At 69.5% G+C, this 22423-nt stretch carries 25 protein-coding genes; 21 read left to right on the plus strand and 4 right to left on the minus strand.

The genetic code is table 11. The features are described from left to right. Positions 1-187 precede the first annotated feature (187 nt). From BLU81_RS34270 to BLU81_RS34285, 4 genes are read left to right on the plus strand one after another with little or no spacing between them, the layout of a single operon-like run. Positions 188-754, plus strand: coding sequence for a C40 family peptidase (locus BLU81_RS34270; protein WP_157751905.1), 567 nt, complete (start codon positions 188-190; stop codon positions 752-754). Further along, a complete protein-coding gene (locus BLU81_RS34275) occupies positions 751-1023 on the plus strand; it encodes a hypothetical protein (protein ID WP_197686014.1) in 273 nt (90 codons plus the stop codon). Before BLU81_RS34270 ends, BLU81_RS34275 begins: the two co-directional genes overlap by 4 nt. Continuing rightward, on the plus strand, positions 1007-2488 hold the full coding sequence (locus BLU81_RS34280; RefSeq protein WP_092550788.1) for a right-handed parallel beta-helix repeat-containing protein: 1482 nt from the start codon (positions 1007-1009) through the stop codon (positions 2486-2488). The genes BLU81_RS34275 and BLU81_RS34280 overlap by 17 nt, the downstream gene beginning before the upstream one ends. Before the next feature lie 31 nt (positions 2489-2519). Beyond that, on the plus strand, positions 2520-3677 hold the full coding sequence (locus tag BLU81_RS34285; protein WP_092550791.1) for a hypothetical protein: 1158 nt from the start codon (positions 2520-2522) through the stop codon (positions 3675-3677). A gap of 26 nt (positions 3678-3703) precedes the next feature. Here BLU81_RS34285 and BLU81_RS34290 read toward each other — a convergent pair whose 3' ends face one another. Further along, complete coding sequence (locus BLU81_RS34290; protein ID WP_092550794.1) at positions 3704-4171, minus strand: hypothetical protein; 468 nt, start codon at positions 4169-4171, stop codon at positions 3704-3706. A 234-nt stretch (positions 4172-4405) separates the two neighbouring features. On the opposite strand from BLU81_RS34290, the gene BLU81_RS34295 reads away from it, so the two are divergent. The 12 genes from BLU81_RS34295 to BLU81_RS34350 all read left to right on the plus strand — a co-directional run bounded on the left by BLU81_RS34295 (position 4406) and on the right by BLU81_RS34350 (position 12295). After that, positions 4406-5557, plus strand: a complete 1152-nt coding sequence (locus tag BLU81_RS34295; protein ID WP_092550797.1) for a hypothetical protein — start codon at positions 4406-4408, stop codon at positions 5555-5557. Between the two features lie 78 nt (positions 5558-5635). Further along, a complete protein-coding gene (locus tag BLU81_RS34300; RefSeq protein ID WP_092550800.1) occupies positions 5636-6046 on the plus strand; it encodes a hypothetical protein in 411 nt (136 codons plus the stop codon). A gap of 12 nt (positions 6047-6058) precedes the next feature. Beyond that, positions 6059-7105: a major capsid protein gene (locus BLU81_RS34305; protein WP_231953640.1), complete on the plus strand. Its 1047-nt coding sequence runs from the start codon at positions 6059-6061 to the stop codon at positions 7103-7105. A 17-nt stretch (positions 7106-7122) separates the two neighbouring features. Beyond that, a complete protein-coding gene (locus BLU81_RS34310) occupies positions 7123-7488 on the plus strand; it encodes a hypothetical protein (RefSeq protein WP_092550803.1) in 366 nt (121 codons plus the stop codon). Between the two features lie 78 nt (positions 7489-7566). Next, positions 7567-7914 carry a hypothetical protein gene (locus tag BLU81_RS34315; RefSeq protein ID WP_092550806.1) on the plus strand — a complete coding sequence of 116 codons (348 nt, stop codon included), beginning with the start codon at positions 7567-7569 and terminating at the stop codon, positions 7912-7914. A 3-nt stretch (positions 7915-7917) separates the two neighbouring features. After that, on the plus strand, positions 7918-8307 hold the full coding sequence (locus BLU81_RS34320; RefSeq protein WP_157751906.1) for a hypothetical protein: 390 nt from the start codon (positions 7918-7920) through the stop codon (positions 8305-8307). 30 nt (positions 8308-8337) lie between these two features. After that, positions 8338-9432 (plus strand): DUF4082 domain-containing protein, encoded by a 1095-nt coding sequence (locus tag BLU81_RS34325; protein ID WP_092550812.1) that lies wholly within the window; start codon positions 8338-8340, stop codon positions 9430-9432. Between the two features lie 16 nt (positions 9433-9448). Further along, positions 9449-10141, plus strand: a complete 693-nt coding sequence (locus BLU81_RS34330; protein WP_092550815.1) for a hypothetical protein — start codon at positions 9449-9451, stop codon at positions 10139-10141. Further along, complete coding sequence (locus BLU81_RS34335; protein ID WP_092550818.1) at positions 10128-10448, plus strand: hypothetical protein; 321 nt, start codon at positions 10128-10130, stop codon at positions 10446-10448. The genes BLU81_RS34330 and BLU81_RS34335 overlap by 14 nt, the downstream gene beginning before the upstream one ends. Before the next feature lie 22 nt (positions 10449-10470). After that, positions 10471-11079, plus strand: coding sequence for a hypothetical protein (locus tag BLU81_RS34340; protein WP_092550821.1), 609 nt, complete (start codon positions 10471-10473; stop codon positions 11077-11079). 41 nt (positions 11080-11120) lie between these two features. Continuing rightward, positions 11121-11504 carry a hypothetical protein gene (locus BLU81_RS34345; protein WP_092550824.1) on the plus strand — a complete coding sequence of 128 codons (384 nt, stop codon included), beginning with the start codon at positions 11121-11123 and terminating at the stop codon, positions 11502-11504. A 125-nt stretch (positions 11505-11629) separates the two neighbouring features. After that, entirely contained in the window at positions 11630-12295 is a 666-nt protein-coding gene (locus BLU81_RS34350; RefSeq protein ID WP_092550828.1) for a phage tail tube protein, read from the plus strand. A 252-nt stretch (positions 12296-12547) separates the two neighbouring features. Here BLU81_RS34350 and BLU81_RS48765 read toward each other — a convergent pair whose 3' ends face one another. Beyond that, positions 12548-12718, minus strand: a complete 171-nt coding sequence (locus tag BLU81_RS48765; protein WP_157751907.1) for a hypothetical protein — start codon at positions 12716-12718, stop codon at positions 12548-12550. Positions 12719-13520: 802 nt separating this feature from the next. Here BLU81_RS48765 and BLU81_RS34355 point away from each other — a divergent pair. Further along, positions 13521-13709 (plus strand): hypothetical protein, encoded by a 189-nt coding sequence (locus BLU81_RS34355; protein ID WP_092550831.1) that lies wholly within the window; start codon positions 13521-13523, stop codon positions 13707-13709. A gap of 79 nt (positions 13710-13788) precedes the next feature. Here BLU81_RS34355 and BLU81_RS34360 read toward each other — a convergent pair whose 3' ends face one another. Beyond that, positions 13789-14316: a hypothetical protein gene (locus BLU81_RS34360; RefSeq protein WP_157751908.1), complete on the minus strand. Its 528-nt coding sequence runs from the start codon at positions 14314-14316 to the stop codon at positions 13789-13791. Beyond that, positions 14313-14699, minus strand: a complete 387-nt coding sequence (locus tag BLU81_RS34365) for a hypothetical protein (RefSeq protein ID WP_092550837.1) — start codon at positions 14697-14699, stop codon at positions 14313-14315. The genes BLU81_RS34360 and BLU81_RS34365 overlap by 4 nt, the downstream gene beginning before the upstream one ends. Positions 14700-14805: 106 nt before the next feature. Here BLU81_RS34365 and BLU81_RS34370 point away from each other — a divergent pair, with 106 nt between their 5' ends. The 4 genes from BLU81_RS34370 to BLU81_RS34385 all read left to right on the plus strand — a co-directional run bounded on the left by BLU81_RS34370 (position 14806) and on the right by BLU81_RS34385 (position 22412). Continuing rightward, positions 14806-15222, plus strand: coding sequence for a hypothetical protein (locus BLU81_RS34370; RefSeq protein WP_092550840.1), 417 nt, complete (start codon positions 14806-14808; stop codon positions 15220-15222). Positions 15223-15226: 4 nt separating this feature from the next. Continuing rightward, positions 15227-15988 (plus strand): hypothetical protein, encoded by a 762-nt coding sequence (locus BLU81_RS34375; protein ID WP_092550843.1) that lies wholly within the window; start codon positions 15227-15229, stop codon positions 15986-15988. Between the two features lie 57 nt (positions 15989-16045). Then, positions 16046-21328, plus strand: a complete 5283-nt coding sequence (locus BLU81_RS34380) for a coiled-coil domain-containing protein (RefSeq protein WP_092550846.1) — start codon at positions 16046-16048, stop codon at positions 21326-21328. A 79-nt stretch (positions 21329-21407) separates the two neighbouring features. After that, the gene (locus BLU81_RS34385) at positions 21408-22412 is read left to right on the plus strand and encodes a phage distal tail protein (protein ID WP_092550849.1); all 1005 of its coding nucleotides are present in this window, start codon (positions 21408-21410) and stop codon (positions 22410-22412) included. Positions 22413-22423: the final 11 nt, after the last annotated feature.

Consider the following 22423-nt stretch of genomic DNA (forward strand, 5'->3'; position numbering starts at 1 on the left):
GGCGCATTCGGCGCCTCCGGTATCGAGGCGATCACCGAGCTCGCCGCCGCAACGGCCGCCACCTGGCCCTCCAGCGCACGCCCATACCCGGCCCCCGCATGGCGGGCTCGACTAGGCGCGTATCTCGAACCCCTTCTTTCGAGCCCGCGCCTGGTTGGCGGCGGGCCTTCCTCGAGGAGACATCTCTGTGGCTGCGGCCTTTCCCGGTCCCGGTGACGTGCTGGTCATGGCCGTCCCCGGCGGCTGGCTCAAGAAGATCGTCCGGTTCTTCATTCAGCTTCAGGCGTGGCTGACCGGCACCCCGGCCCGGCAGGACCACGTCGCGATCCTGACGCACCAGGACCAGGCCATGAACTGGTGGTGCATCGAAGGCAAGCCGTCGTCGGTCGGCTACGTCCGCGCGGACAAGTACCTGCGGCACGAATCGCTGGTCACCAACGCCGAGCAGCCGAAGACCGACGAGCAGCGCGACCTGATCGTCAAGGTCGCGACCGAACTGCTCGGCACCCCCTACGACTGGGAGGCCATCCTCACCCTCGGCACGCGAGCGGCCCGGGTCAGCCGGCTGTGGGACCTGGCGGAAGCCAAGGACTGGGGCGAGAACGAGATCCCGGTCCACGTCATCTGCTCGTCGATGGCCGACCTCGCCTACGAAAAAACGGGACTCGCGTCACCGGGCGGCACCCAGGGCACCCGCTTCACCAGACCTACCGACTGGCTGGCGTTCTGCCGCGGCCGGGAGTGGACCCGATGAACGCGCCGCGCGTGGTCGACCTGGTCCACTACACCAGCTACGGCACGCCCGGCGGCGAGTATCCGAGCGTCTGCCGGGCCGCGGTCGTCACCGCCGCCGGCCAACCAGGCGAGAACGCGCGGACACCGGTCGCGTTGTGCGTGCTCAACCCGGCCGGTGCACAGTTCGTCCAGCGGGTGCTCCAGTCGGGCGCCGCCGACGGTGGACCGCACCCGGGCGGCACCTGGCACCGGCCGGGCCCCGGTTGCGTGGGTGAAGACGTTGACTGACGCCCGGCATCCGTTCGGCGGCGGCATCGCGGACTGGGCGTTCGCCGCCGACGCCGAAGGCGGTCTGGCCCTAGCCGCCGGCATGTCGATCACGTTCTGGGACGCCCGCGTGGAAGGCATCCAATACACCGACCTGGCCACGGACGCGGCCGGCACCACCACGATGACGCAGGTGGCAACCGTCGCCGTGGCCGAGGACGGCTACGTGGTCGGCGACATCCCCGTCTTCTTCGGCCCGCCCGGCGTGACCGCGATGTGGGCGTCCGCGGGCGGCGGCCCCCGGCGGCTGATGACCAGCCCCGACCACGGCCTCACGGTACGACCCGAGGTGATCGTCTCCGACCGGCTGTTCGACGCCGCCGACTACGGCGCCAAGCTGGACGGCACCACCGACGACACCACGGCCATCCAGGCCGCCATCAACGCGGCCGCCGCCCACACCGGCAACGCCCGGTCGCGGATCGTGCACGTGGCCGGGATCGCCCGGATCTCGGCACCGCTGATCCTGCCGCCGCTGATCACCCTGCGCGGCGGGTATCCGGCCCGCGCCGAGACGCCCACCCCACCGGCGATGATCAAAGCGCTGGCGACGTTCACCGGCGAAGCGATGATCCGCATGATCGACCAGGACACCGGCGGCTACAGCACCGACAGCTACGGCCAGCGCATCTGCGACCTCACCCTCGACGGCAGCGCCGCCAAGGCCACCACCACATTCTCCGGCATCCGCTCCGACGGACTGGTCCGCGGCGTGCTCCTACAGAACGTGTCGATCTTCCAGGTCAGCGACCGCGGGGTACAGGCCGACAGCGCGAACGGCCGGACCGCCTCCTCCTGGCATCTGGACAACGTGCAGGTCGGCGCTGCCGGACTCGACGGGTTCCGGCTCTCGGGCCTGACCGACGCGACGATCGTCGGCTGCCGGGCGATCGGCTGCGGCCGCAACGGCTGGTTCCTCGACGCGATGCCCAACTCGACGTTCACCAACTGCCGGTCCGAGGGGAACCTGGTCGGCTGGTACATCTCCAGCAACTGGGGCTCCAACAACGCAGCTGGCGGCGCGATGTGGGTCAACTGCTCCACCGACCGCAACACCCAGGACGGCTGGTACGTCGCCTCCACCGGCACCCCGCCGATGCTGTTCTCCAACATCTACTGCCGCCGTGACGGCCGCAACGCCGGAAACGGCGCAGGCGGCTACGCCGGATTCCGCATCGACGCGGCGACCACCCCGATCAGCATCAGCAACCTGGTGGTCTACCCCGGCGTCGACGACGACGGCGCCGGTACCAACAGCCCGCAGTACGGGCTGCGCGCCAACGCCGCGACCTGGGTGTCGGTGACCTCCGGCTACCTGCACGCCGCAGCCACCCCGCACCAGAACACCAGCGGAAACACCTACTACCACGTCGCGGCCGGGGTCGGGCAGGCCGCCGGCACCACCGCGGCGCCCGTCCGGATCTGACCACGACCGGACCCGGTGGGGAGGTGACGGCGTGACCCAGCCCAGCACCACCACGACCGGGCAGGCGCTGACGCCCGCACAGATGGCGGCACTGCTCGCGCTGGTCCAAGCCCAGGCGCGAGTGCGCCAGCAACTCACCGCGACCGCCGTCGCCGCGGTGCTCATGCCGTTCAGGGCGCTGTCCGGCGCGGACTGGTGGAACTCCGGCAAGGTGTCTGCGGCGATCCGCCAAGCCCTGATGATCATCCAGCCGGCGCAGCGCAACGCCGTCGCCCTCACCGACGCCTACCTCGCGCGCACCGCGACGATCATGACCGGCCGCACCGTGCGGCCGGCCGGGCCTATCGAGGTCACCCGGATCCGCCGCCGAATCCCCGCCGACATCGTCGAGCAGCTCGTCGCCGAACAGCGCCGCCCGGCGTGGATCGAACTCGGCGACACCTGGGACGGCCCCGCCGATACCATCGACGACGACCCGGTCTGGGCGGTCGCCGAGCAGGAGATGGAATTCCTGCCGCCGTCGCACGCCTACGGGCGGGTCGCCGACGCCTACCGATGGCAGGTCACCGCCCGCGGTGATCCGCCGGAGACCGCCCAGGGCAAAGCGATCGCCCGGCTGACCGTGGTCGCGCAGACCGACGTGACCCTGGCCGTACGCGAGCAGTACCGGCGATCCCTCGGCCAGATACGCGCCGACGGCTACCGGCGCATCCTGCACCCCGAACTGTCCGAGACAGGGCCATGCGGGCTCTGCGCGGTCGCCGCCGACCGCACCTACCGCACCGGCGACCTGCTACCGCTGCACGCCAAATGCGTGTGCGAAGTCCTGCCGATCTACGGCGACCTCGACCCCGGCCTGACCCTGAACGCCGACGACCTCGGCGCCCTCTACGCAACAGCCGGCGGAACCCGCCGCGAACTGCTGCGCAAAGTACGGGTCGTGCTCGCCGAACACGGCGAGCTCGGCCCGACCCTGATCAACGGCGACCAGCACTACCGCGACCCGATCGAGGTGGCCCGGACCCGGTCGGCCGACAAACGCGTCCGCGACCAGGCGCAACTCGACGCCCTGCTGGAGATCCACGACATCTCCAGGCACCGGGCCGACCACGGCGAGAACCTGACCAGATCATTGCGGTGGCAGCGGGAGCGGATCGCGGAGTTGCAGGTGGCGCTACGTAAAGGCTGAGCAGGAATTCTGGCGAAACAGCCTCGTTAGATCGAGTCGTTGAAGCTCCTTTGCGGCGGTGCCGGTTTTGCGTTTTCGAGGATCTCTCGCTCTCTTCTGGTTGGGGGCTTCGCGAGGTGCCCTTCTGCCGCGATCATCAGGCGCAGGTTGTAGGCGATCTGCGCTGAGTTTTCGGCTTTCACGAGGACATAGGCGCTGGGCTGATTATCGGTCAACTCTGCAGCTGCCAGCGCGATTTCATGCGGATCCTCCACATTTTTAACCTGGTAGACCGAGAGTGCGCCCGGCATCCACCCGAAAAAGTTCCGGTCACGCTCAAGGCGAATGTCTTTAGCTTGTTCCTTGGCCAGATCTCGCTGAGCCTTCAGCCGATCCCGCAGGTCCCGCCACACTGAGGGCCCCGCCACGAGCGCTGCGATGGCCAGCGCTAGTGCCGAGAAACCTCCAACGAAATCGCCAAGGTTTCCCATGAGTTCGACTGTTTTGTCATCCATGTCCGCTGACGATAGGTCATCCTCGCCTTAACAATCCCGTCGAGCAGCACCGGCCATCGCCGAGAGCCGAAACAGTGGGCGATTCCCTCGCAGAGATGTCCCGGAGTGTCCAGGCGCCAGGAACGGCCGGTCGTATACGAATCCTGAGTAACAGACCCTCACTGACTCGGTGGGGGTCTTTTTCGTGCCCAAACGGGCTTTCCTGCACATCCGCGATTCAGATTGGGATCCCACATGAAGCCCATCCCGGCGATCACCGACCTCGGGGCACTGCCGCAGCACCCCACTCTCACCCACCCCCACACGGGCTTGCCGATCACCGCGGTCGGCCGGCGCCGTGACGGCCAACCGATCTGGCCGGTGATCGGTGGCTCGCAGCCGGTCGGCGGTGGACCTGACCCGATCCCCGTCCTCGGCGCCACGCCGCCGCCTGCCCCACAGACCACACCGCAGCCGCAGCCGCAGCCGCAGCCGGTCCCGGCGCCGACCGGGCCGCCGACGCCAGTGCCGGTTCCTCCGCCGCTGGGCGGCGAGCACGGTTTCCCGCCGGGTACCCCGGTGGAGCAGATGACGCCGCCGCAGCAGATCAACTTCTGGAGGCACCACGCCCGCCGCAACCAGGACCAGCTGCGGCAGTACGCCGACTACGAGCAGATCAAGGGCGAGCGCGATCAGCTGCGGACGGCGACGCAGACCGATCTGGAGCGTGCGCAGGCCACCGCCCGTACCGAAGGCGAGTCGGCGGGCCGGCTCGCGGCCGGCCGGCAGGTCGTCGAGGCCTTTTTCACCGCCGCGGCGGCGGGCCGGCTGACCGAGGAGCAGATCGCGCAGGCGGTCGCGGGCTTGAACATCGACTACTTCATGCCGAACGGGGCGGTGGACCGGCAGCGGGTCTACGACCACGTCAACCTGACCGTCGGTTACGCCCAGCCTTTCTACCCGTACGCGCAGCCCGGCCCCGTCGCGCTTCCGCCGGGTCCAGGACCGTTGCAGGCGGTTCCACCGACGGCCTACGGCCAGATGCCCGCGCCGTACGTTGGTTACCCGCCGGCCACCGCACCGGCTCCGGCCGCGGTGCCGCCGGGTTATGGCCAGCCGGTGCCCGGATACCCGCCGCAGCCCATTCCGGGCCAGGCGCCGCCCGCCGCCCCGGCGTACGGCTATCCGGGACAGTCCGGCCATCTGTGGCCGGACCCGTACGGCGCCACGCAGCGCCAGGCGTACGACCCGTACGCGCAGGCCGCCGGTGGTCAGCCGCCGGTGCGGCAGGTCCCGGATTACGGGCAGGGCCCTAGCACGGCCGGGCCGCAGAACGGCCTGGTCGCCGGTGCCGCACGTGCGGCCGAGCGGCACGGCCGGACCCGTTCGCAGCAGACCGGCGGCTGACACCCCCTGGCCGCGCCTGGGCCGGAGTTCCGGCCCCGGGCTGATCCTCATCAGACAACTGAATAGGAGTTTCCGTCCATGGACATCAGTGTCCGCGAACTGGGTGTCTTTCAACCGGAGGACCGCTCGTGGCTGGGTGATCTCGACGGCACCCAGGCCACCCGGCCGATCACGCTGACGCCGTCGCTGTTCACCCCCGCCCTCCATTTCCCGCAGGGTGTGCTCCGGTCCGGCACCCTGCTCGCGCAGGTCACCGCCGTCGGCGCCACCCAGGGACTCTGGGGCCCTTACACCCCGGGTGCGGCCAACGGCCTGCAACTGCCGCGGGGGTTCCTCTTCAACTCGACGCCGTTGCAGGTCGGCGGCCCGAATGTGGGTGCGCCGTTGCAGGAGCGCGGCTTCGTCATCCCGGCCCGGTTGCCGGCCGGCCACGGCCTCGATGCGGCCGCGCGTACGGCGCTGGCCGCTCACTGGATCTTCCGGGACTAAGGGGGCCTTGCGTTGACCATCGTCATCGACGACATCGTGACGCCCGCCGAGCTGACGGGCTACGTGCGTGAGGTTCCCGCCCCGCGCAATCTGCTGCTGGAACGGTTCCTGCCGGTCCGGCTGGAGCGCAACATCAAGGCCCGGATCACCCAGATCAAGGCCACCAACAGGGCCGCGAAGTTCCGCAACTGGGACACTCCCGCCCCGCAGGGACGCAGGGACTCCTTCTCCAGCAGGGAACTCAGGTTCCCGCCGATCAGCCAGAAGCTGTCGGTAGGCGAGCAGGAGGAACTCGAACTGGAGATGGCCCGCACCGGCGGCGACAACCGCTCGGCGCTGGTCGACCAGATCTACGACGACGTGGACACCAACGTCAGCGCGATCTGGAATCGTTTCGAGCTGGCCCGTGGTGACGTGTTCGAGGACGGGGTCTTCACGATCCGGGAGAACGGTCTCGTCCTCGAGGCAGACTTCGGTCTGGACCCGCTGCACAAGGTCGCCCCGCTCATCGCGTGGGACAACCCGGAGACAGCGACACCGCTGTCGGACATGCGGCCGTGGATCCAGCGGTACGTCAACTCCACCGGTGAACGGCCCGGCTACATGGTCGTGTCCGAGTCGACCGTCGGCCACATGCAGATGTCCAAAGAGGTCCGCCAGGCCGCGGCCGGCGCCGGGCAGATCCCGTCGTACGTCACCGACGAGACCCTGGCACAGCTCATGCGCGTGCACCGATACCCGCAGATCGTGCCGTACGACTGCCTGCTCGACGTCGACGACGTCACCACCCGCACGATCGCCGAAGGCAAGGCGATCTTCCTGCCCGCCGAACCGGAGAGCCTCGGTTACACCGCGATCGGTATCACCGCCGAGGCGCTGATGCTCACCCGCGGCGCGAACCCGTCGCTGATCTTCGCCGAGACACCCGGCCTGGCCGGTGTGGTGACTCTCGAAGGCGACCCGCCGCGGCGCCACACGAAGGTGAGCGCGGTCGGCATGCCGATGCTCACCGACATCCGGCGGCTCATGGTCGCCACGACGTGGACCCCGACCCCGTAAGGAGCCGTGAGCAGCAGATGAGCAGCATTCCCGAACTGGCCCACACCGTTCACGTCGGCGGACGCGCCTATGCGGCGGGCACGATCCCGCCGGTGGCGATCGCCCGGCAGATCCTCAACCGGGCGGCGTGGGACGGCGGCGAGCTGCCGGACCTCGACGACGCCGAGGACACCGAACACACCGCAGGTCCGGCCGATCCGCACGTCCTGGTGTCGGCCGGGTTCGGCGACAACGCCATCCCGAAGCAAGGCGATCCGGCGTTCGAGGGCCCGCGCACCGACGGTCTGCCGACCGACGGCGGTCCCGGCCGGGCCGCCACACCCCTCCCGGCCGCCGAGACGGCGGCGCGGCCGAAGCGGACCCGGCGCACCACCACCCCGTAAGCCGGCGGGCCGAAGCCGGTGAACCCGCATCGCCGGGTGCCGGTCTCGGTCCGCCCCCGTCTCCGGAGGCACGCACGTATGGCCGACGACCCGGCCGAGGAACGCACGGTCGTCTACCTCGGCAACCACGATCCGATCGAGGTCGTCGCCGACCTCGACGACCAGAGCACGACGATCCGGCGCAGCACGCCAGGCCCGGCCAAGACCTACACCCGATGCGTGCTGCCGCCAGGCCTGGGACTGCTGGCCGCCGCCCGCGACATCACCAACCTGGCCGGCGGTGTCTGGGTCTCGCACTCCGACGCCGAACATCCGGCGTGGGTGGCCGCGTCCGGGCCGCTCGGCTCGGACCTGGCCGCGCTGCTGGGCGCCCACTGGAGCATCGAGATCCGCGCCGTCGACCTCGACCACACGCCGGGAGGTTGATCGGTGTTGCACAACGCCGGCCGCGACTGGGCGGCCAGCAGCATGTTCGACCGCAGCCCGGCCCGGGCGGCCACCGCCGACTACATCGCGGTGTCGGCCAGCACCGTGCCACCGGCCGCCGGTGACACCACCCTGGCCGGGGAGATCGCCACGGCCGGGCTCGGCCGCAGGCAGGCCACCTGGGCGCACACGGCCGGAGCCGCCACCAGCACGCTGACCGCGACGTTCGTCGCCACCGCAGCCGACGCGCTCCCGGTGACGCTCGCGAAAGCCGCGGTGCTCAACGCGGCGGCCGGGGGCGTCATGCCGTTCAGCGAGGTGCTGTCGGCACCGGCGCCCCTGAACCTCGTCAACGACGCCGTGACGATCACCGTGACGGTGACGCACGCCTAACCGCGGCGCGAGCGGAAGGAGCCCGCCGACGTGGCCGACTCCCTGTTCACCGCCGGCGTCGACGAGCCCGACGCCGACTACAGCGACGGCATCGCCAACGGCATCGCCGTCACCGTCCACTTCCCCCTGACCGCCGGCACGATCACCCACGTCCGGTTCCGGGCTCCGGCCAACGTGACCGCCGGGGTCCATCAGGCCGCGGTCTGGGAGATCACCGGCCCAGACACGAACCCGTCCGGCATCCGGCTCACCGACGTGCTGACATTCGAGTCGCTGCAGCCCGCCGCCTGGAACCTCCTCGAAATCCCCGGCGGCCTGCCCGTGGCCCGGGGCGGGCCCGGCGGCAAGGCCTACCGGGTGATCGTCTACTCCTCGCTCGGCCGGTACACCGCCCGCGGCGGCTACTTCGCCGCCCTCGGCGGGAAGACCTCACCGGGCGGGTACGTACACGCGCCCCACAGCGGCGACGATCCGGTGGGGCTCGGCGCGCTGGCGCAGGGCACCTACGGGTACGTGCCGGCCGGGATCTATGTGGCCGACACGTTCGGCGCCGCCAGCTACTACGTCGACGTGGTCTTCGAACCCGCCGCCACACCACCGATACTCACCGGCGTCGCGGCGGCGATCACCGTGACCGACGCCGTCGCCGCGGCCGCCGCCTATACCCGCACCCTCGCGGCGACAACCACGCTCACCGGCACGACGGTTCCCGCGCTGGCCCTGGCACGAGGCGGCAGCGCAGCGCTGGTGCTGACCGACAGCGTGACGGCAGCGAACGCCACCAGCGGACGGACCGCCACCGAAGCGGTCATCCTCGGCAGCGCGGCCGGACGGTCGCTCTCCCACGCGCGGGTAGCCGCCGGGACGCTCACGCTCGGTGGCGGCGCCCGCGCGACGGTGTTCCGCAGCGCCGCGGCCGCCGAGACTCTGACGCTGTCCGCGGCCGCGTCCCGCAGCGGCCACATGCTGGCCCGCACCGCAGCCGTCGGCCATCAACTCACCGCGCAGGCCCAGGCGAGCGTGCCCACGCCGGTACCGGCGGTGCCGCACACGCACCACGTGACCATGACCGTGGCCGTGCCCGGCCGTATCACCTTCACCGCCGGACCCGGCGTGACCGCATGAACGGGGGTGGCGGCAGTTGAGTGCCGTTGTCGACGTCGGAGACGCGTTCACGCTCACGTTCACCTCCCTGCCCGGCGCGGTGGTGTATGTCGACTGGCTCGACCCCGACCTCACCCCCGTGATCAACCAGGAACTCGTGCCTGCCAGCCCAGCCGGGAGCAACACCTACCCGCGCACGTTCACCGCGCCCCGGCCCGGCATGTGGACCGCCCGGTTCCTGACCGCCGGTGCCACCGACGACTACCACGTGCGCGTGGTGTCCACCATCGGGCAGCCGCCGCCACTGGCCGCGGTCGGAGACGTGGTCGCCCAGTACGGTCCCCTGTCCGACGACGAGGCCACCCTGACCCGCTATCTACTGCGGGCGGCATCGGCGATGCTGCGCCAGCAGGTGCCGAACCTGGACCCGATGGTCACCGACGGCCGACTGAACCCGAACGTGGTGGCGCTGGCCCCCACCAACATGACCTTGCGGGTGCTGCGCAACCCCGACGGGCTGCGCGCGGAGACCACGGGCCCGTTCAGCCGGACCTTCGACGTGTCGGCCGCGGCCGGTCTGCTGGTGGTCACCCCGGTCGACCTGGCCAACGTGACACCCGGCGCCGCCGCGGCGACGAGTTCCGGGTGGGCGCCGCCGTCGACGATCCGGGTCACACCGGGCATGGCCCCGCCGCCGCACTGGAACAGGGGACGTAGTGGCTGGCACTGAGACCGTCACCGTGATCCGCCCGCCCGGCAAAGACCCCTTCGGCGACCCGCTGCCCGACGGCGAGCAACGCTTCGACGTGCCGGGCTGCCGGTTCGCGCCCGGACCGTCGCGGGAGACCGGCAACAGCAGCGGCGCCGTGCAGTCCGACGGCACCGTCTACGCCCGCCGCGGCACCGCCCAGATACCCAACGGCATCGCGGCCACCGACCTGGTCCAGGTCCGCGGCATCGTCTACACAGTGGTCGGCCACCCCCAGGACTGGGGTCGCGCCGGAACCGTGATCGTCCTGCGCCGCTACACCGGCTGAATCCTCGAGGGAGCTGAACCGGATGGCACGACGCCGGCGCCGCAAACCGTACCGCGGCCCCACCCTGCTGACCGACCTCCGAAAGACGTACTACTGGGGCCGCAACCTCAAGATCCAGTTCGAGTTGCGGCGCGGAGCGATGCGCAGGCTCGCGCTCAGCGACGAACTGCGCGACGCCTGCCGGGCGGTGATCGTCGGACAGGCGCTGCCGTACGCGATCCGGGTCAGTCCCCGCGACCGGGTCAACGACGGTGACGGCACACTTCCGTACGTCGCGTCATGGCGCGTCGCCGAGGGCACGGACGTCTTCGTCGGCATGCGCCGCACCACGGTCAAGCTGATCAACGTCGCGCCGCACGCCGCCGCGGTGGAGTGGATCAACCCGGACACCGGCCGTGGTCACGGCTATCACGTGCTCGGCCGGACCCTGGCCCACCTGGACGGCCAGACGGGCACCGAAATCCGTGGCACCCCGCAACGCCCCGCGTGGAAGGCCGCCCAACACCCCCGCGGCCCTGGCGGACGGTTCGTCGCGAAGACACCCACCGCCACAACCGCCGACCCGGCCGGGGGAGACGCCGCCGCGGTCGGCAACGCCGTCTACGACGCCCTCCGGCGCCGCCGCCGCTGACCACCGCCTATCGGGCAGCACGCGGAAGGGCGGTGAGGCGTATGCCGCGCGGGTTCGCGCACATCGAGCGGACCCTGGCCGGGCTGCTCGTGCCTCGCTTCTTCGCCGGTGACGCCTCCCGGGTCGGCTCACAGACCCCCGCGGATCTGGACGACAGGCTCCCGTTCGCACAGGTGAGCAAGACCTCCGGCGGCCGGACCGCGGTCGATGACAACCCGGTCGTCGACGTCGATGTCTTCGCACTGCTGGACACCACCGCCTGGGAACTCGCGTCGGCGATCTGCGACTTCCTGCTCACCAAACCGTTCCCGCTCGACACCGTCTACTGCCCGGACGGGCCCCGGGAACTGCCCTGGCGCGCCGACGGAGCGATCCGCAGGTACGGCGCCACCTACTTCACCAGCTTGCGCCGCGTGCAGCTGTAACCGGCACATGCCCGCGCGCTGCCCGATCTTCCGCTCGGCCCGCTGGCCGGCGAAAAGGCCCACCCGCCCTTTCACCGCCCCGCGCGTCGGGGCTCACCCATGCCTCGACCCGGAGGGGACGAACCATGTCTTACGAAGACCTTCGTAACAAGAAGAACCAACTGATCCGCAGGGCCAAAGACGGCAGCGTCTTCATCGCGCGGATGAACGTCCCGCTGATGGCCACGCTGACCGCCGGCCCGACCGCGTCGCTGCTCACCCTCGACCCCGACGACTGGATGGACCTCGGGCACATCAGCACCGAGGGCGCCACCTACGACCGGGAAACCGAGACCACCGAAACCCAGTCGTACGGCAGCCGCGAATCCACCCGCACCGACGTCACCCGCGACGAGATCAGCCTCAACGTCACCGCCCAGGAGACGAAACTCCTGACGATCGGCCTGTCGACCGGGGCCGAACTCGACGCGATCAAAGCCGCGGCCGTCACCGGTGAGGTCCAGATCGCCAAGCCCTTCACCCCGCGGCTGCGGTTCTACCGCACCTTCGGACTGTTCCTCGACCACGACGACAACGGCAGGGAGATCTACTTCGCCCGGCTGATGCCCCGCGCCCAGATCAGCGAGTTCGGCTCCCAGGGATACAACGAGGACGAAAACGGCATCTCGTACCCGATGGTCTGGCGCGGCAAAGAGGACAGCTCCGTCGGATACAGCCACAAATGGCTGTGGGGCGGACCCGGCTGGCTCGCGCTTCTGTCCGACATGGGCATCCCCCAGAACACCGCCTGATCTAGCTCCAGCGGAGGCTATACCGGCGGGAAGCACCCCTGCGAGGTCGCTGGCCGGCCACCAAAGCGATGGCATGACTTATGTCTTCTCGCTTTAAGGGGTGGGGCTCGGACCTGCTTGCGCTAGGCAAGAGAGGAGCCTTTGATGGTTTGTCCAGCATGAACGCGGCGGACTTGCAGTTGAAGGCAGCGGACCCGTTGCTGGGATCCGAACAGTTCGGATCCCAGCAGCATCGATGGCTGGTCCAGGCCATCAGAGCAAGTCTGACCAGCCGTCCAAGGGGGAACCGAACAAGATGGCCATGACGGTCGGCATGGCAACTCGTCCGATCTTCAAGGCCACCCCACCGACCTTCTTCCAGTCGATCCTCCGGGCGTTCCCATCGTCACTGGGGTGCTCGGGAGTCTTGCTGTCGTTGCTCATCGAAAGTTCACCTATATGTTCAATAGAAATTGAGCATGGGTTCGGCTTACGGATCGCTTCACATGGGGCAGATCTGGATGCCGTAGGGACGCGAAGCGAGGATAAATCAGGGCTTTCGGAGGAATACGTGATTCACGTAAAAATGTTCTGACTAATTCTAAAGTGGCTGGTCACCGGGGTTCCTCGCCAGGTGAGCGCCACCGGACCGCAGTTGCGCTCGATCGCGGCGGCTGCGGCGAGCGAGACGGCAGGTCGAAAGAGAGTCCACTCGACCTCCTGCTGCCGCACGGGGTCTGGTACCTGCATTTCAGGGTTTTGTTCCTTTGGGAGAGCGCCTCGCCGAGACCTTGAAAAGCGGTGATGCGCCTTCGTTGGCGAGCAACATCTGGACTCATCGATTCATGTCACGGTCCTGGCCGCCCAAGCCTGATCGTCCTGCGCCTCAACCTCGCCCCAACCACCTGAAAAGCCGCTACAAACAGTCGGACGACCGTTACCCGAAATGGCTCAATCACCAGCGATCGGTCACTTCCTAGGCGGGAGTTTTTCAGATCTGGCCCCACTAGAGATCTACTGCGTCTCCGTCAGGCCTCTATGACTGGATGAAGCACCGACAATCCACTCGCGTAAGCCTCGAGTTCGTGACTGCGCGGCCAGGCATTTGCCCAGCACGTTCCAGAGCCCGGCGCGCCCAGGTCGCGCGGCTGCGGCGCCGCCGCAACGGCCGGCGCGGTGTACCGGGTGGGTGCACCGCTCGGACTTCGCCTGCCACCCACCCCAACCATCGTGGAGGTCTTCTGCCATGCCCGCATCCGACGGCTTCCGGCCGCGCACGTTCATCAAGGCCGGTCGCGGCAGCGAACCCGTCGAACGCCTCGTATCCACCCCCGCCGAGGAGGTCGACGCCCTGTTCGACGGCTTTGCCGAACCGGCGCCTCCGGCACCGAGAAAGGCTACCGGTGCCGGGGCAACCGCCGCGAAGGCCGACTAGCAAACGGCCCTCGTGCGCGGCCGCCCAGGCATAGGGCCCGGACGCTCCCGGCTGACGGAGTTCGACTGTCATCCGGCTGCTATCCCAGGCCGAACAGTTCCTCAAGCAGCGCTTGGGACCTGATGGGCAGCGGCTCCTCCGGAAGGCACCGCTCGCACAACTGCCGCGCGGCCCGCACTCCTGTCACGCCGACAATCGCTGCGAGGCTTCGGAGATCCATTTCGTCACAGGTGTGGGCGGAGAACGCTTTCAGCACGAATACGTGTTCCGGTATCCCGGTCATCACCCGGAGGCCGGGATGGTCGAACGCCTCCCGCAGGCCAGGAGCTTGCTCGCCGGAGACATACCGGATCGCCTGTTCCGTCAACCACGATGGCGGCAAAGTCATCGCCACAGCCACATTGTCGGCTTCTTCAAGAACAACAGTGTGCGAAATGAAACTGGCACCGACCCGCCGGGTCACACGCTGCGCGTCGTAGGCCAGGACCATCGTTGCGCCATCGACGACGAACAGGTCAGCGACCACATTGCGGCGTAGCAGCCGATCGCCAAGTGCACCGAAGGCCCGGTCTACAGCGGCTCGGACCTGTGAGCCGTCGCCGCTCATGCCGCCTCAAGATCGCGGGCGGCAAGGTAGACGCCGTGCTTGCGGAACGCGGCCGGCGCGGTCACTAAGGCCTCCATCCGTTTGGACGCGAGCGACGACGGAAACCACGGCGTCGCAAGAACCTGGCCCCGTGACCACTCCGGTGGAGCGAGGTCCAGCTGCGCGGAAAGATGCTCCGCTATCGCGGCCAAAAGCACATTCCACCGATCATCGTCAACCCGTTCGGGTTCATCCCGAAACAGGTCCGGCTGCTGCCCGACAGGCGCCCATCGGAATTCCTCGAAGAACTCCCAGACGTGTTTCCAGCGGATCCTCTCGTCGCCCTGAGACGCGAGACGACCAGCAAGATCCACCAATGTCATCGGCCGATAGACCACGATCACCTGCCCAGCGGATGTTCTGGCCGCCGCGTGGTCGATCGTACGGCGACTCCCTGACAAATGACGCAGACCCGCATGTCGATCACAACTGAATAGGGCCCATCCGATCATGAACCTCGCACCCCAGAATCCCACCAGTACGACCACCATGACGCCCAGCGCCGAGCCGGCCAGCGACAGCACGGTTGCCGGGGTCTCGACGGAACCGACCGCTGAGGTCTCACTCGACCTGGATGCCCTGAACAAGTTCGACGTCGTCGACGACGCGGTCGCCGAACCGTTCCTGGTCCGGCATCAGGGTCACGTCTTCACCTTCGCGGATCCGCGGGACTCGGATTGGAAGGACCTGCTGCAGAGCATCCGCAACCCGGTGATGGCGATGCGGTATGCGCTGCCCGAGGACCAGCAGGACGTCTTCTACGGGCTGCGCCTGGAGGCGTGGAAGATCAACGTGCTGATGGAGCGCTGGCACAAGCACTACAAGCTGCCGCAGCAGCAGGACTTCGCCAAGCTGATCGCCGGGTAGCCCGGTGAACCTGCTCCGGGAGCTCGACGACCTGGACCGGGAGCAGCCGGGGCGGCCGTTCACGCTGCGGATCGCCGACCGGGTGCTCGCCCTGCGGGCTGCACAGGCGCTGAGCTGGCGGGACTTGGTCGATGGCCTGCACAGCCTGGTCGGGTTCGTGACCTGGATCAGCCCCGACGACACCGTGGGTGAGGTGCTCGGCGGGCTGGCGTTGTGGCAGATGCAGGCCGTGGTGCGCGCCTACCGGCAGCACTATGGGCTGCCGGCGTCACCGCAGCAGGATCAGCGGCTGCTCATGCTGCTGGGAACGCCGGCCTACCGGCGGGCGATCGAGTGGGATCTGCGCGCCCTGCACGGTCTGGATCTCGGCGCGGAGTGGCGGGAGCGCCGGTGGCGGCGGCTGCTCGACTTCATCGACGGCCTGCCCTCCCACTCGCATTTCGCCGAAGCGCTGGCCGCCGACGAGGACCTGGCCGAGGCGATCATCGACGCCGACGACGGCACCCCGAAACGCCCCGTTCGCCGGTTGTCGGAGTACAGCGCCGAGGTGGAGCTGCTGACGGTGCTCACCGACCGGGTCGCCGAGTTGATCCAGGTGACGGTGGCCAGCCGTGGCGGTAAACCCCGCAAGGTCACGCCGATGCCCCGCCCGGCCAGCGCGGTGGAGAAGGTTCGGGGCCGCCGCCAGCGGCGCCGCCACGAATGGACCGTCGCCCGCGTGTACGGGCGCATCGGCCCGGACGCCCCACCACCACCGCACTCGTAACTCCCGATCCGGCGGCCGGCACCCGGCCCCGCCTCACCGACGGGAGGTGGTGCCGGGATGGGCGCGGCCAAGACGTACAGCGCGGGAACCGCGTGGCTCCAGGTGGTCCCGAGCCTCGAGGACATCGAGGACCTGCTCGGCAAGGAAGTCGGCAAGCTCGGCCGGAACATCGAGAAGACCCTCGGCTCCGCGTTGCCGCAGGGGATGGCCCAGGGCGCGAAACGGGCGCGGCCGCTCGGTGAGCAGGCCGGCATGGTGTACGGCGGCAGCTTCGGTAAGACCGCGGTCCGGCAGATCGAGAAGGCGTGGCAGGCGCTGCCCGAGCCCGAGCCGAAGATGACCAAATGGCAGTCCCGGATCAACGAGGTCCGCAAGGAGCTGCGGTCGATCCAGGGTGACGCGCTCGGCGGGAACATCGATGAGAAGGCCCTGGTGGCGCGGGTGCAGGCGGCCGCGGACCGGCTGCAAGTGCTGCAAGGCGCCGCGCGGACGGCGGGTCAGTTCCACAACGCCCGCGACGCCGCGCGGGAGCTGGAGACGTTCCTCGACGTCGCCGATGATGCCGCCCGCCGCGGCGCGGTCGCCGGGCGGGGCTTCGGCGGGGCGTTCGTCGACCAGGTCGCACGCTCGCTCGACGAGGCGATCGCGGCGCTGCCCGCCTTCCCGGTCGGCGTCGACACCGATGAGGCCCGCGACCAGGTAGCCCGGCTGCGCGACGAGCTGTTCCGGCTGTCGGCGCTGACCATCGGCATCGACATCGACCCGGACGCGGCGATGGCGCAGATCCTGCGGGTGCGCGAGGAACTGCGGGCGCTGGCCGACGACGGTGATGTGGAGATCCAGTTCGCGGCCGAGACCGCCGGCGGCAAACTCGGCCGGCTGCTCGGCGAGGACGCGCGACGGCGGGGCAAGGCCGACGCGGAGGCGTACTCCGGGGCGTTCGACACGCACCTGCGCTCGTCGCTGTTCGGTGCCCTCGAGGCGATCCCGGATGTGCCGCTGTCGCTGGACACCAGCGCGGCCCAGGCCAACCTGGCGGTCCTGCGTGACCAGATTGAGGATCTGGCGGACCGCCGGATCGGCGTGGACATCGACGCCATCGACGCGTACGCCGAGTTCCTGCGGCTGCACACCGCTTTGCGGGCGCTGGAGGCTGAGGACGTCGACCTGGACGTGCGGGTCAACGCGGCCAGCGCCGCGGATGCCATGTCCCGGTTCGCCAACGAGACCGACAATGGCTCCGGCGCGCTGCAGCGTATGGACCAGCAGGCCCGGCTCACGATGTCGCGGCTCGGTTTGATCGTCGGGCTCAGTGCGTCGTTCGGTGCGGCTTTCGTGCCGGCCGTGTTGTCGGCGGCTGCCGCGGTCGGCTTCCTCGGGGCGGCCGGGCTGGCGGCCGGGTCCGGGCTGGGGGTGCTGGCGCTCGGCCTTAACGGCATCGGTGACGCCGTCGGGGCGTTGAACCAGGCCGAACAGTCCGCCGACCGGACCGCGCAGACCGTGGCCCGGGCGCAGGCCTCGGTCCGGCAGGCTACCGAAGGGGTGGCTCAAGCCGAAGCCGGCCAGGCGCGTACACGGCAGCAGATCGCCGATTCCGCCGAAGACGCGGCCCGGCGAGTGCACACCGCGGAAGCCGATCTTGCCGAGGCGCGGCGGGCCGCCGGCCGCGACGCGCGTGACGGTGCCCGTGCCGTCGCGGCAGCGCAACGCGATGTCACTGAGGTCGAGGCCGCGGCTGTGGCGGTGCGCCGGGACCTGAACGCGGCCTACCAGGAAGCGGCCCGCAGCCTGGAGGACTTGCAGTCGAAGCTGGCCACCAATGCGATCGATCAGCGCAAGGCTTCTACCGCGATCATGCAGGCCCACCAGGAGCTGCAAGCAGTCATCGCCAATCCGCGGGCGACCGACATCGAACGCCGTCAGGCGCGGGAACGTTACGACGAGCGGGTCCAGCAGTACAAGGATCTGCAACAGCAGGGCAACCGGCTCGGCCAGGACCTCGCGGCGGCCAACCGCAAGGGGCTGGAAGGCAGCGACGAGGTCGTGGCCGTGCGGGAGCGGATCGCCGCCGCCGATCAGCGGGTCGCCGATGCTCGGGCCCGGCTGACGCGCACGCAGGAGCAGGCGGCCGAGTCGCAGCGGCAGGCCGGAACCCGGATCGCGGCCAGTCAGCAGCAGGTCACCGACGCCCAGCGGGCGCAGGCCCGCGCGGCGGTCGACGGCGCGTACCAGGTGCAGCAGGCCAGCGCCGCGATCCGTTCCGCCCGGGCGCAGGAGGCGCAGGCCTACACCGACCTCGGTGCTGCCGGTGGCGAGGCGGCCCGCACCCTGACCACGGCGATGGCCGATCTGACGCCGGCCGGCCGGGAGTTCGCCGGGTTCATCTTCGGGCTCAAGGACGAAGCGCTCGCGCTACGGGCAGCCGGGCAGGAGAACCTGCTGCCCGGCCTGCAGGAGGCGATCACCCTGTCCCTGCCGTACCTGCCCGGTTTGGAGGACTTCATCGGCCGGGTCGCGGGCAAGGTCGGTGACCTGGCGGTGCAGTCATCTCGGGCGTTCGGCGGTGCGACGTGGCAACGCTTCTTCGCCTTCGTCGGTCAGGACGCGGTACCGCAGTTGCAGCAGATGTACGACATCGGCTCGGATCTGACCGAAGGACTGCTCGCGCTGTACCTGGCGCTCGTGCCGTTCAACGGCCAAGTCGGTGGTGGTCTGGCATCGCTGGCACAGGACTTCGCCGACTGGGCGAACAACCTGGACCGCACGCAGGGCTACCGGGACTTCCTCGATTACGTGCGTGAGCAGGGCCCTGAGGTCGTCGAACTGCTGGGCAGCTTCGCCGAAGCGGTGGTCAACATCGCCGAGGCGGGGATGCCGCTGGGCGCTCTGATGATCGACGCCACCAACGGGGTGCTGGAGTTCGTCAACGCGATCCCCGGACCGGCGTTGACGGGGCTGGTCAGTATGCTCGGCTTGGCGGCGGCCGGGGTGATCGGCCTGTCGGCGGCGATCCGGGTCGGGAAGTTCAAGAACGAGTTGTCGGAGATCTTCGGCCCGGCGATGCAGTCGATGGTGCAGCGGTACGCCGTCGACACCGGCCGGGCCACCACCGAGACCGGGAAGCTGCGCACCGCGGTGGCCACCGCGGGTGGCGTGGCCAGCGCGGCGGGCAACAAGTTCCTCGACGCCGGCCAGCGCATGGCCGGGGTGGCCAGTGCCCTGGTCGGGCCGTGGGGCCTGGGCATCGCGGTCGCCACCGGCGCCGTCATGTACTTCGGCGCCAAGACCGCCGAACAGCAGGCGAAGGTCGACGGCCTGACGTCGGCGCTCGCGGCGATCAACGACGAGTTCCGGGACCTCAAGGCGCAGGGCGTGCCTGCAGCCGACGCTACGGCCACCGCGATCCGCCGGGCGGTGGAGAACAACCCGCAGCTGCAAGAAGCGGTGGTGGCCCTCGACGAGATGGGCGTCAGTTTCGCCGAGATCGTCGAGGCGGCCTCCAGCGGTGACCCGTCGCAGATCGTGGCCCGGCTCAACGAGGAACTCGCCGAACAGGCCGCGATCGTCAACCAGGGCGGCCGGTACGGGGCGAAGGAGAACGACGCCGCGGTCAAACGGATCCAGAACATCCAGGATCTCAAGGACGCGTTCGTCGCCAACGCGCAAGCGATCGGCCTGGCCGCCCGCGCGCAGGACGTGCTCAACACCGAGAACAGCGAGCACAACGCGATCCTGCAATTCCGGGAGCAGCACCCGGACGCCACGCCCGCGCAGATCCAGGCGCAGACCGGCGCCTACCGGGCCAACGCCGATCAGATCGACGACCTGACAGTGCTGCTCAACGCGTTCGCCGCGGGCCAGAACGACGCGACGATCAAAGCGGACGCGTTGCGGCGGGCCATCGACGATCAGAGCGGTGCGCTGATCTCGGCCGAAGAAGCCGGCGACACCTGGAACGCGCAACTGCTGTCGCTGAGCGAATCGGTGGACAGCAACGGGCGCAGCCTGGCCATGAACACCCGCGAAGGCCTGGCCAACCGCGACGCCCTGCAAGCGGCGGCGAAAGCCACCCGCGACCTGTATCTGGAGGAGATCGCCTCCGGCAAACCGATGGCTGACGCCACCAAGGCACATCAGGACCGGATCGGCGCGCTGCGGGAGGAGGCCAAACGGCTCGGGATCGCCGGCACGGAGACCGACCGGCTGATCGACCTGTACGGCGAGGTCCCCGACGACGTGCAGACGATCTACACCACCAAGGGGTTCAAGGACGTCTACCTGGAACTCGCCCAGCTCAAGTTCATGCAGGACTCCCTGAACAAGGGCTGGTCGGTGGAGAAGGCCCAGAAAGAATGGGAAATCCGCAAGATGTACCTCACCGGGGAGGGCGGTCCGCCGTTCCCGAATCTCCCCGCGAAGGCAGACGGCGGCCGGATCACCGGACCGGGCAGCGGCACGTCCGACGACGTGCTGCTCTGGGGCTCCAACGGCGAGTGGGTGCATACGGCCGCCGCGGTGAACTTCTACGGCGACGACTTCATGCAGGCGATCAACACCATGTCGCTGCCGAAACAGTGGCTGCCGGGATTCTCCACCGGCGGGCGCATCGGCGAGGACCCGCTGCCGCGTTACGCCACCGGCGGCAAGGTGATGACCTGGCCGGCCGCGATCGACCTCACCAAGACGCTGATCCCGTCGCTGCAACAGGCCACCGCCGCGCTGGGCGACGCGGCCAACGGCCTCGGCTGGCAATGGCAGATGAAGGTGCTGCGCGCAGCGTTCCCCGGCCTGGCGTTGTACTCCGGGCACCGGGTGGACTCGCGTACCGCCAACGGCAGTCTCAGCTGGCACTCCCGGGAGGGCGTCGACGCCGATGGCCGCAAGGTACGCGGCCGTGCCGTGGACGTCCCGCCCCGGCAGGACGTCTTCGACGCGATCCACCGCCGCTACCGGGCGAACACCAAGGAACTGATCTGGGGCGGTGACCCGGACCGCAACATCTACCACGGTAAGACGCACCGGTTCAGCGACTCACTACTCGCACAGCACGGCCCCTACCAGGGGAAACGTGGCCCTTCACCGCACATTCACTGGGCTTTCGACCAGGGCGGATGGCTGATGCCGGGCATGCCGAGCATCAACAACCTGCGCGAGCCGGAACCGGTGCTGACGCCGTGGCAGTGGGACGCCATCGAGGCGTACGTCGGTCAGGGCCTGGCCGGCGCCGGAACCGGGCCGACGTACCACTTCGCCTTCACCGACACCACGCTCACCCCGGAGCGGCTGTCGGCGATCCAGCAGCGCCAGGACGCGCTCGCCCGGGTCGGCCGCCCCCGCTGAAACCCCCTGCCGATCGGCAGCCCGTCACCCCCGCAGGTGACGGGTCCGATGTCGTCTCACGAGCCGGGGGAGGCGAGCGGTGCCGATTCTCGCCGGCGGTCTGTCCACCACCCCCGTGGTGGAAACGCCCAGCGTGGTGCAGCCGGTCTGGTCAGAAGACCTCGGCACGATCGCCGCGACCTGGATCGATCCCGACGGCACCGAATGGCCGCTGTCCAACCCGGATCTGGGCTGGTTCACCATGGACGGCCCGGCCGGATGGGGCTCCACACCGCTGGAGATCGTGGTGGACCCGCTGCCCCGCGGCGGCGAACAGGTGCGTTACATCCGGTCGAAGTCGCGGCGCATCCAGTGGCCGCTCTACATCGGCGGCGACGACCACGCCGAGTTCGTCACCCGGTACCGGCAGCTGATGCACGCCTTCACCGCGACCACCCAGCGCGGCGTGCCCGGATGGCTGCGCATCGGCCGGACCGGGTCCGGCCGGTACCGGCAGATCGCCGCGTACTACGAAGAAGGCTGGGAGGGCGAGTCCGGGCAGAACCACCTGTTCGCCAAACCGGTGGTGCAGCTGTACTGCCCGGACGGGTTCTGGTCCGGCGACACCCCGGTCGTGGCGGCCCGCACGTTCGAGGCCAGCAACCCCGACCCCGACGACCTCGTCACCTTCTACCGGCCGTTCATGTCGGTGACCAGCTCGCGGCTGGTATCCGGCGGAGACGACGGTAGCGGGGCGCCGTCCTCGACGACGGTCGTCAACGACGGCCAGGTCGAGGCATGGCCGGTCTGGAAACTACGGGGCCCGTTCGACAAGCTGACCTGCGTCAACCTCACCACCGGCGCCCGGTTCTCCCTGACCTACAACCTGGCCGCCGGCGACGCCATCACGATCACCACGAACCGGCCCTCCGTGCGCGACCTCGCCGGCGTCAACCGTTCCCGGTTCATCGACTGGCTCAACCCGCTCGGCACCGAGTTGTGGCCGCTGGTCCCCGGCGCCAACGAAATCGCCTTCATCGCGATGGGCGCCGGTGCAGGCACCGGCGTGGAGATGACGTTCACGCCGCGCTACGAGACCGCCTGATCGGGGGTGCG

The sequence above is a fragment of the Actinoplanes derwentensis genome (assembly GCF_900104725.1).
Taxonomy (GTDB): Bacteria; Actinomycetota; Actinomycetes; order Mycobacteriales; family Micromonosporaceae; genus Actinoplanes; species Actinoplanes derwentensis.

Excerpts from the sequence above, each read along its gene's own strand:
- BLU81_RS34275 (WP_197686014.1), top strand. The coding sequence starts at position 751 with ATGAACGCGCCGCGCGTGGTCGACCTGGTCCACTACACCAGCTACGGC.
- BLU81_RS34290 (WP_092550794.1), bottom strand. The coding sequence starts at position 4,171 with ATGGATGACAAAACAGTCGAACTCATGGGAAACCTTGGCGATTTCGTT.
- BLU81_RS34295 (WP_092550797.1), top strand. The coding sequence starts at position 4,406 with ATGAAGCCCATCCCGGCGATCACCGACCTCGGGGCACTGCCGCAGCAC.
- BLU81_RS34300 (WP_092550800.1), top strand. The coding sequence starts at position 5,636 with ATGGACATCAGTGTCCGCGAACTGGGTGTCTTTCAACCGGAGGACCGC.
- BLU81_RS34310 (WP_092550803.1), top strand. The coding sequence starts at position 7,123 with ATGAGCAGCATTCCCGAACTGGCCCACACCGTTCACGTCGGCGGACGC.
- BLU81_RS34315 (WP_092550806.1), top strand. The coding sequence starts at position 7,567 with ATGGCCGACGACCCGGCCGAGGAACGCACGGTCGTCTACCTCGGCAAC.
- BLU81_RS34340 (WP_092550821.1), top strand. The coding sequence starts at position 10,471 with ATGGCACGACGCCGGCGCCGCAAACCGTACCGCGGCCCCACCCTGCTG.
- BLU81_RS34345 (WP_092550824.1), top strand. The coding sequence starts at position 11,121 with ATGCCGCGCGGGTTCGCGCACATCGAGCGGACCCTGGCCGGGCTGCTC.
- BLU81_RS34350 (WP_092550828.1), top strand. The coding sequence starts at position 11,630 with ATGTCTTACGAAGACCTTCGTAACAAGAAGAACCAACTGATCCGCAGG.
- BLU81_RS48765 (WP_157751907.1), bottom strand. The coding sequence starts at position 12,718 with ATGAGCAACGACAGCAAGACTCCCGAGCACCCCAGTGACGATGGGAAC.
- BLU81_RS34355 (WP_092550831.1), top strand. The coding sequence starts at position 13,521 with ATGCCCGCATCCGACGGCTTCCGGCCGCGCACGTTCATCAAGGCCGGT.
- BLU81_RS34360 (WP_157751908.1), bottom strand. The coding sequence starts at position 14,316 with ATGAGCGGCGACGGCTCACAGGTCCGAGCCGCTGTAGACCGGGCCTTC.
- BLU81_RS34370 (WP_092550840.1), top strand. The coding sequence starts at position 14,806 with ATGAACCTCGCACCCCAGAATCCCACCAGTACGACCACCATGACGCCC.
- BLU81_RS34380 (WP_092550846.1), top strand. The coding sequence starts at position 16,046 with ATGGGCGCGGCCAAGACGTACAGCGCGGGAACCGCGTGGCTCCAGGTG.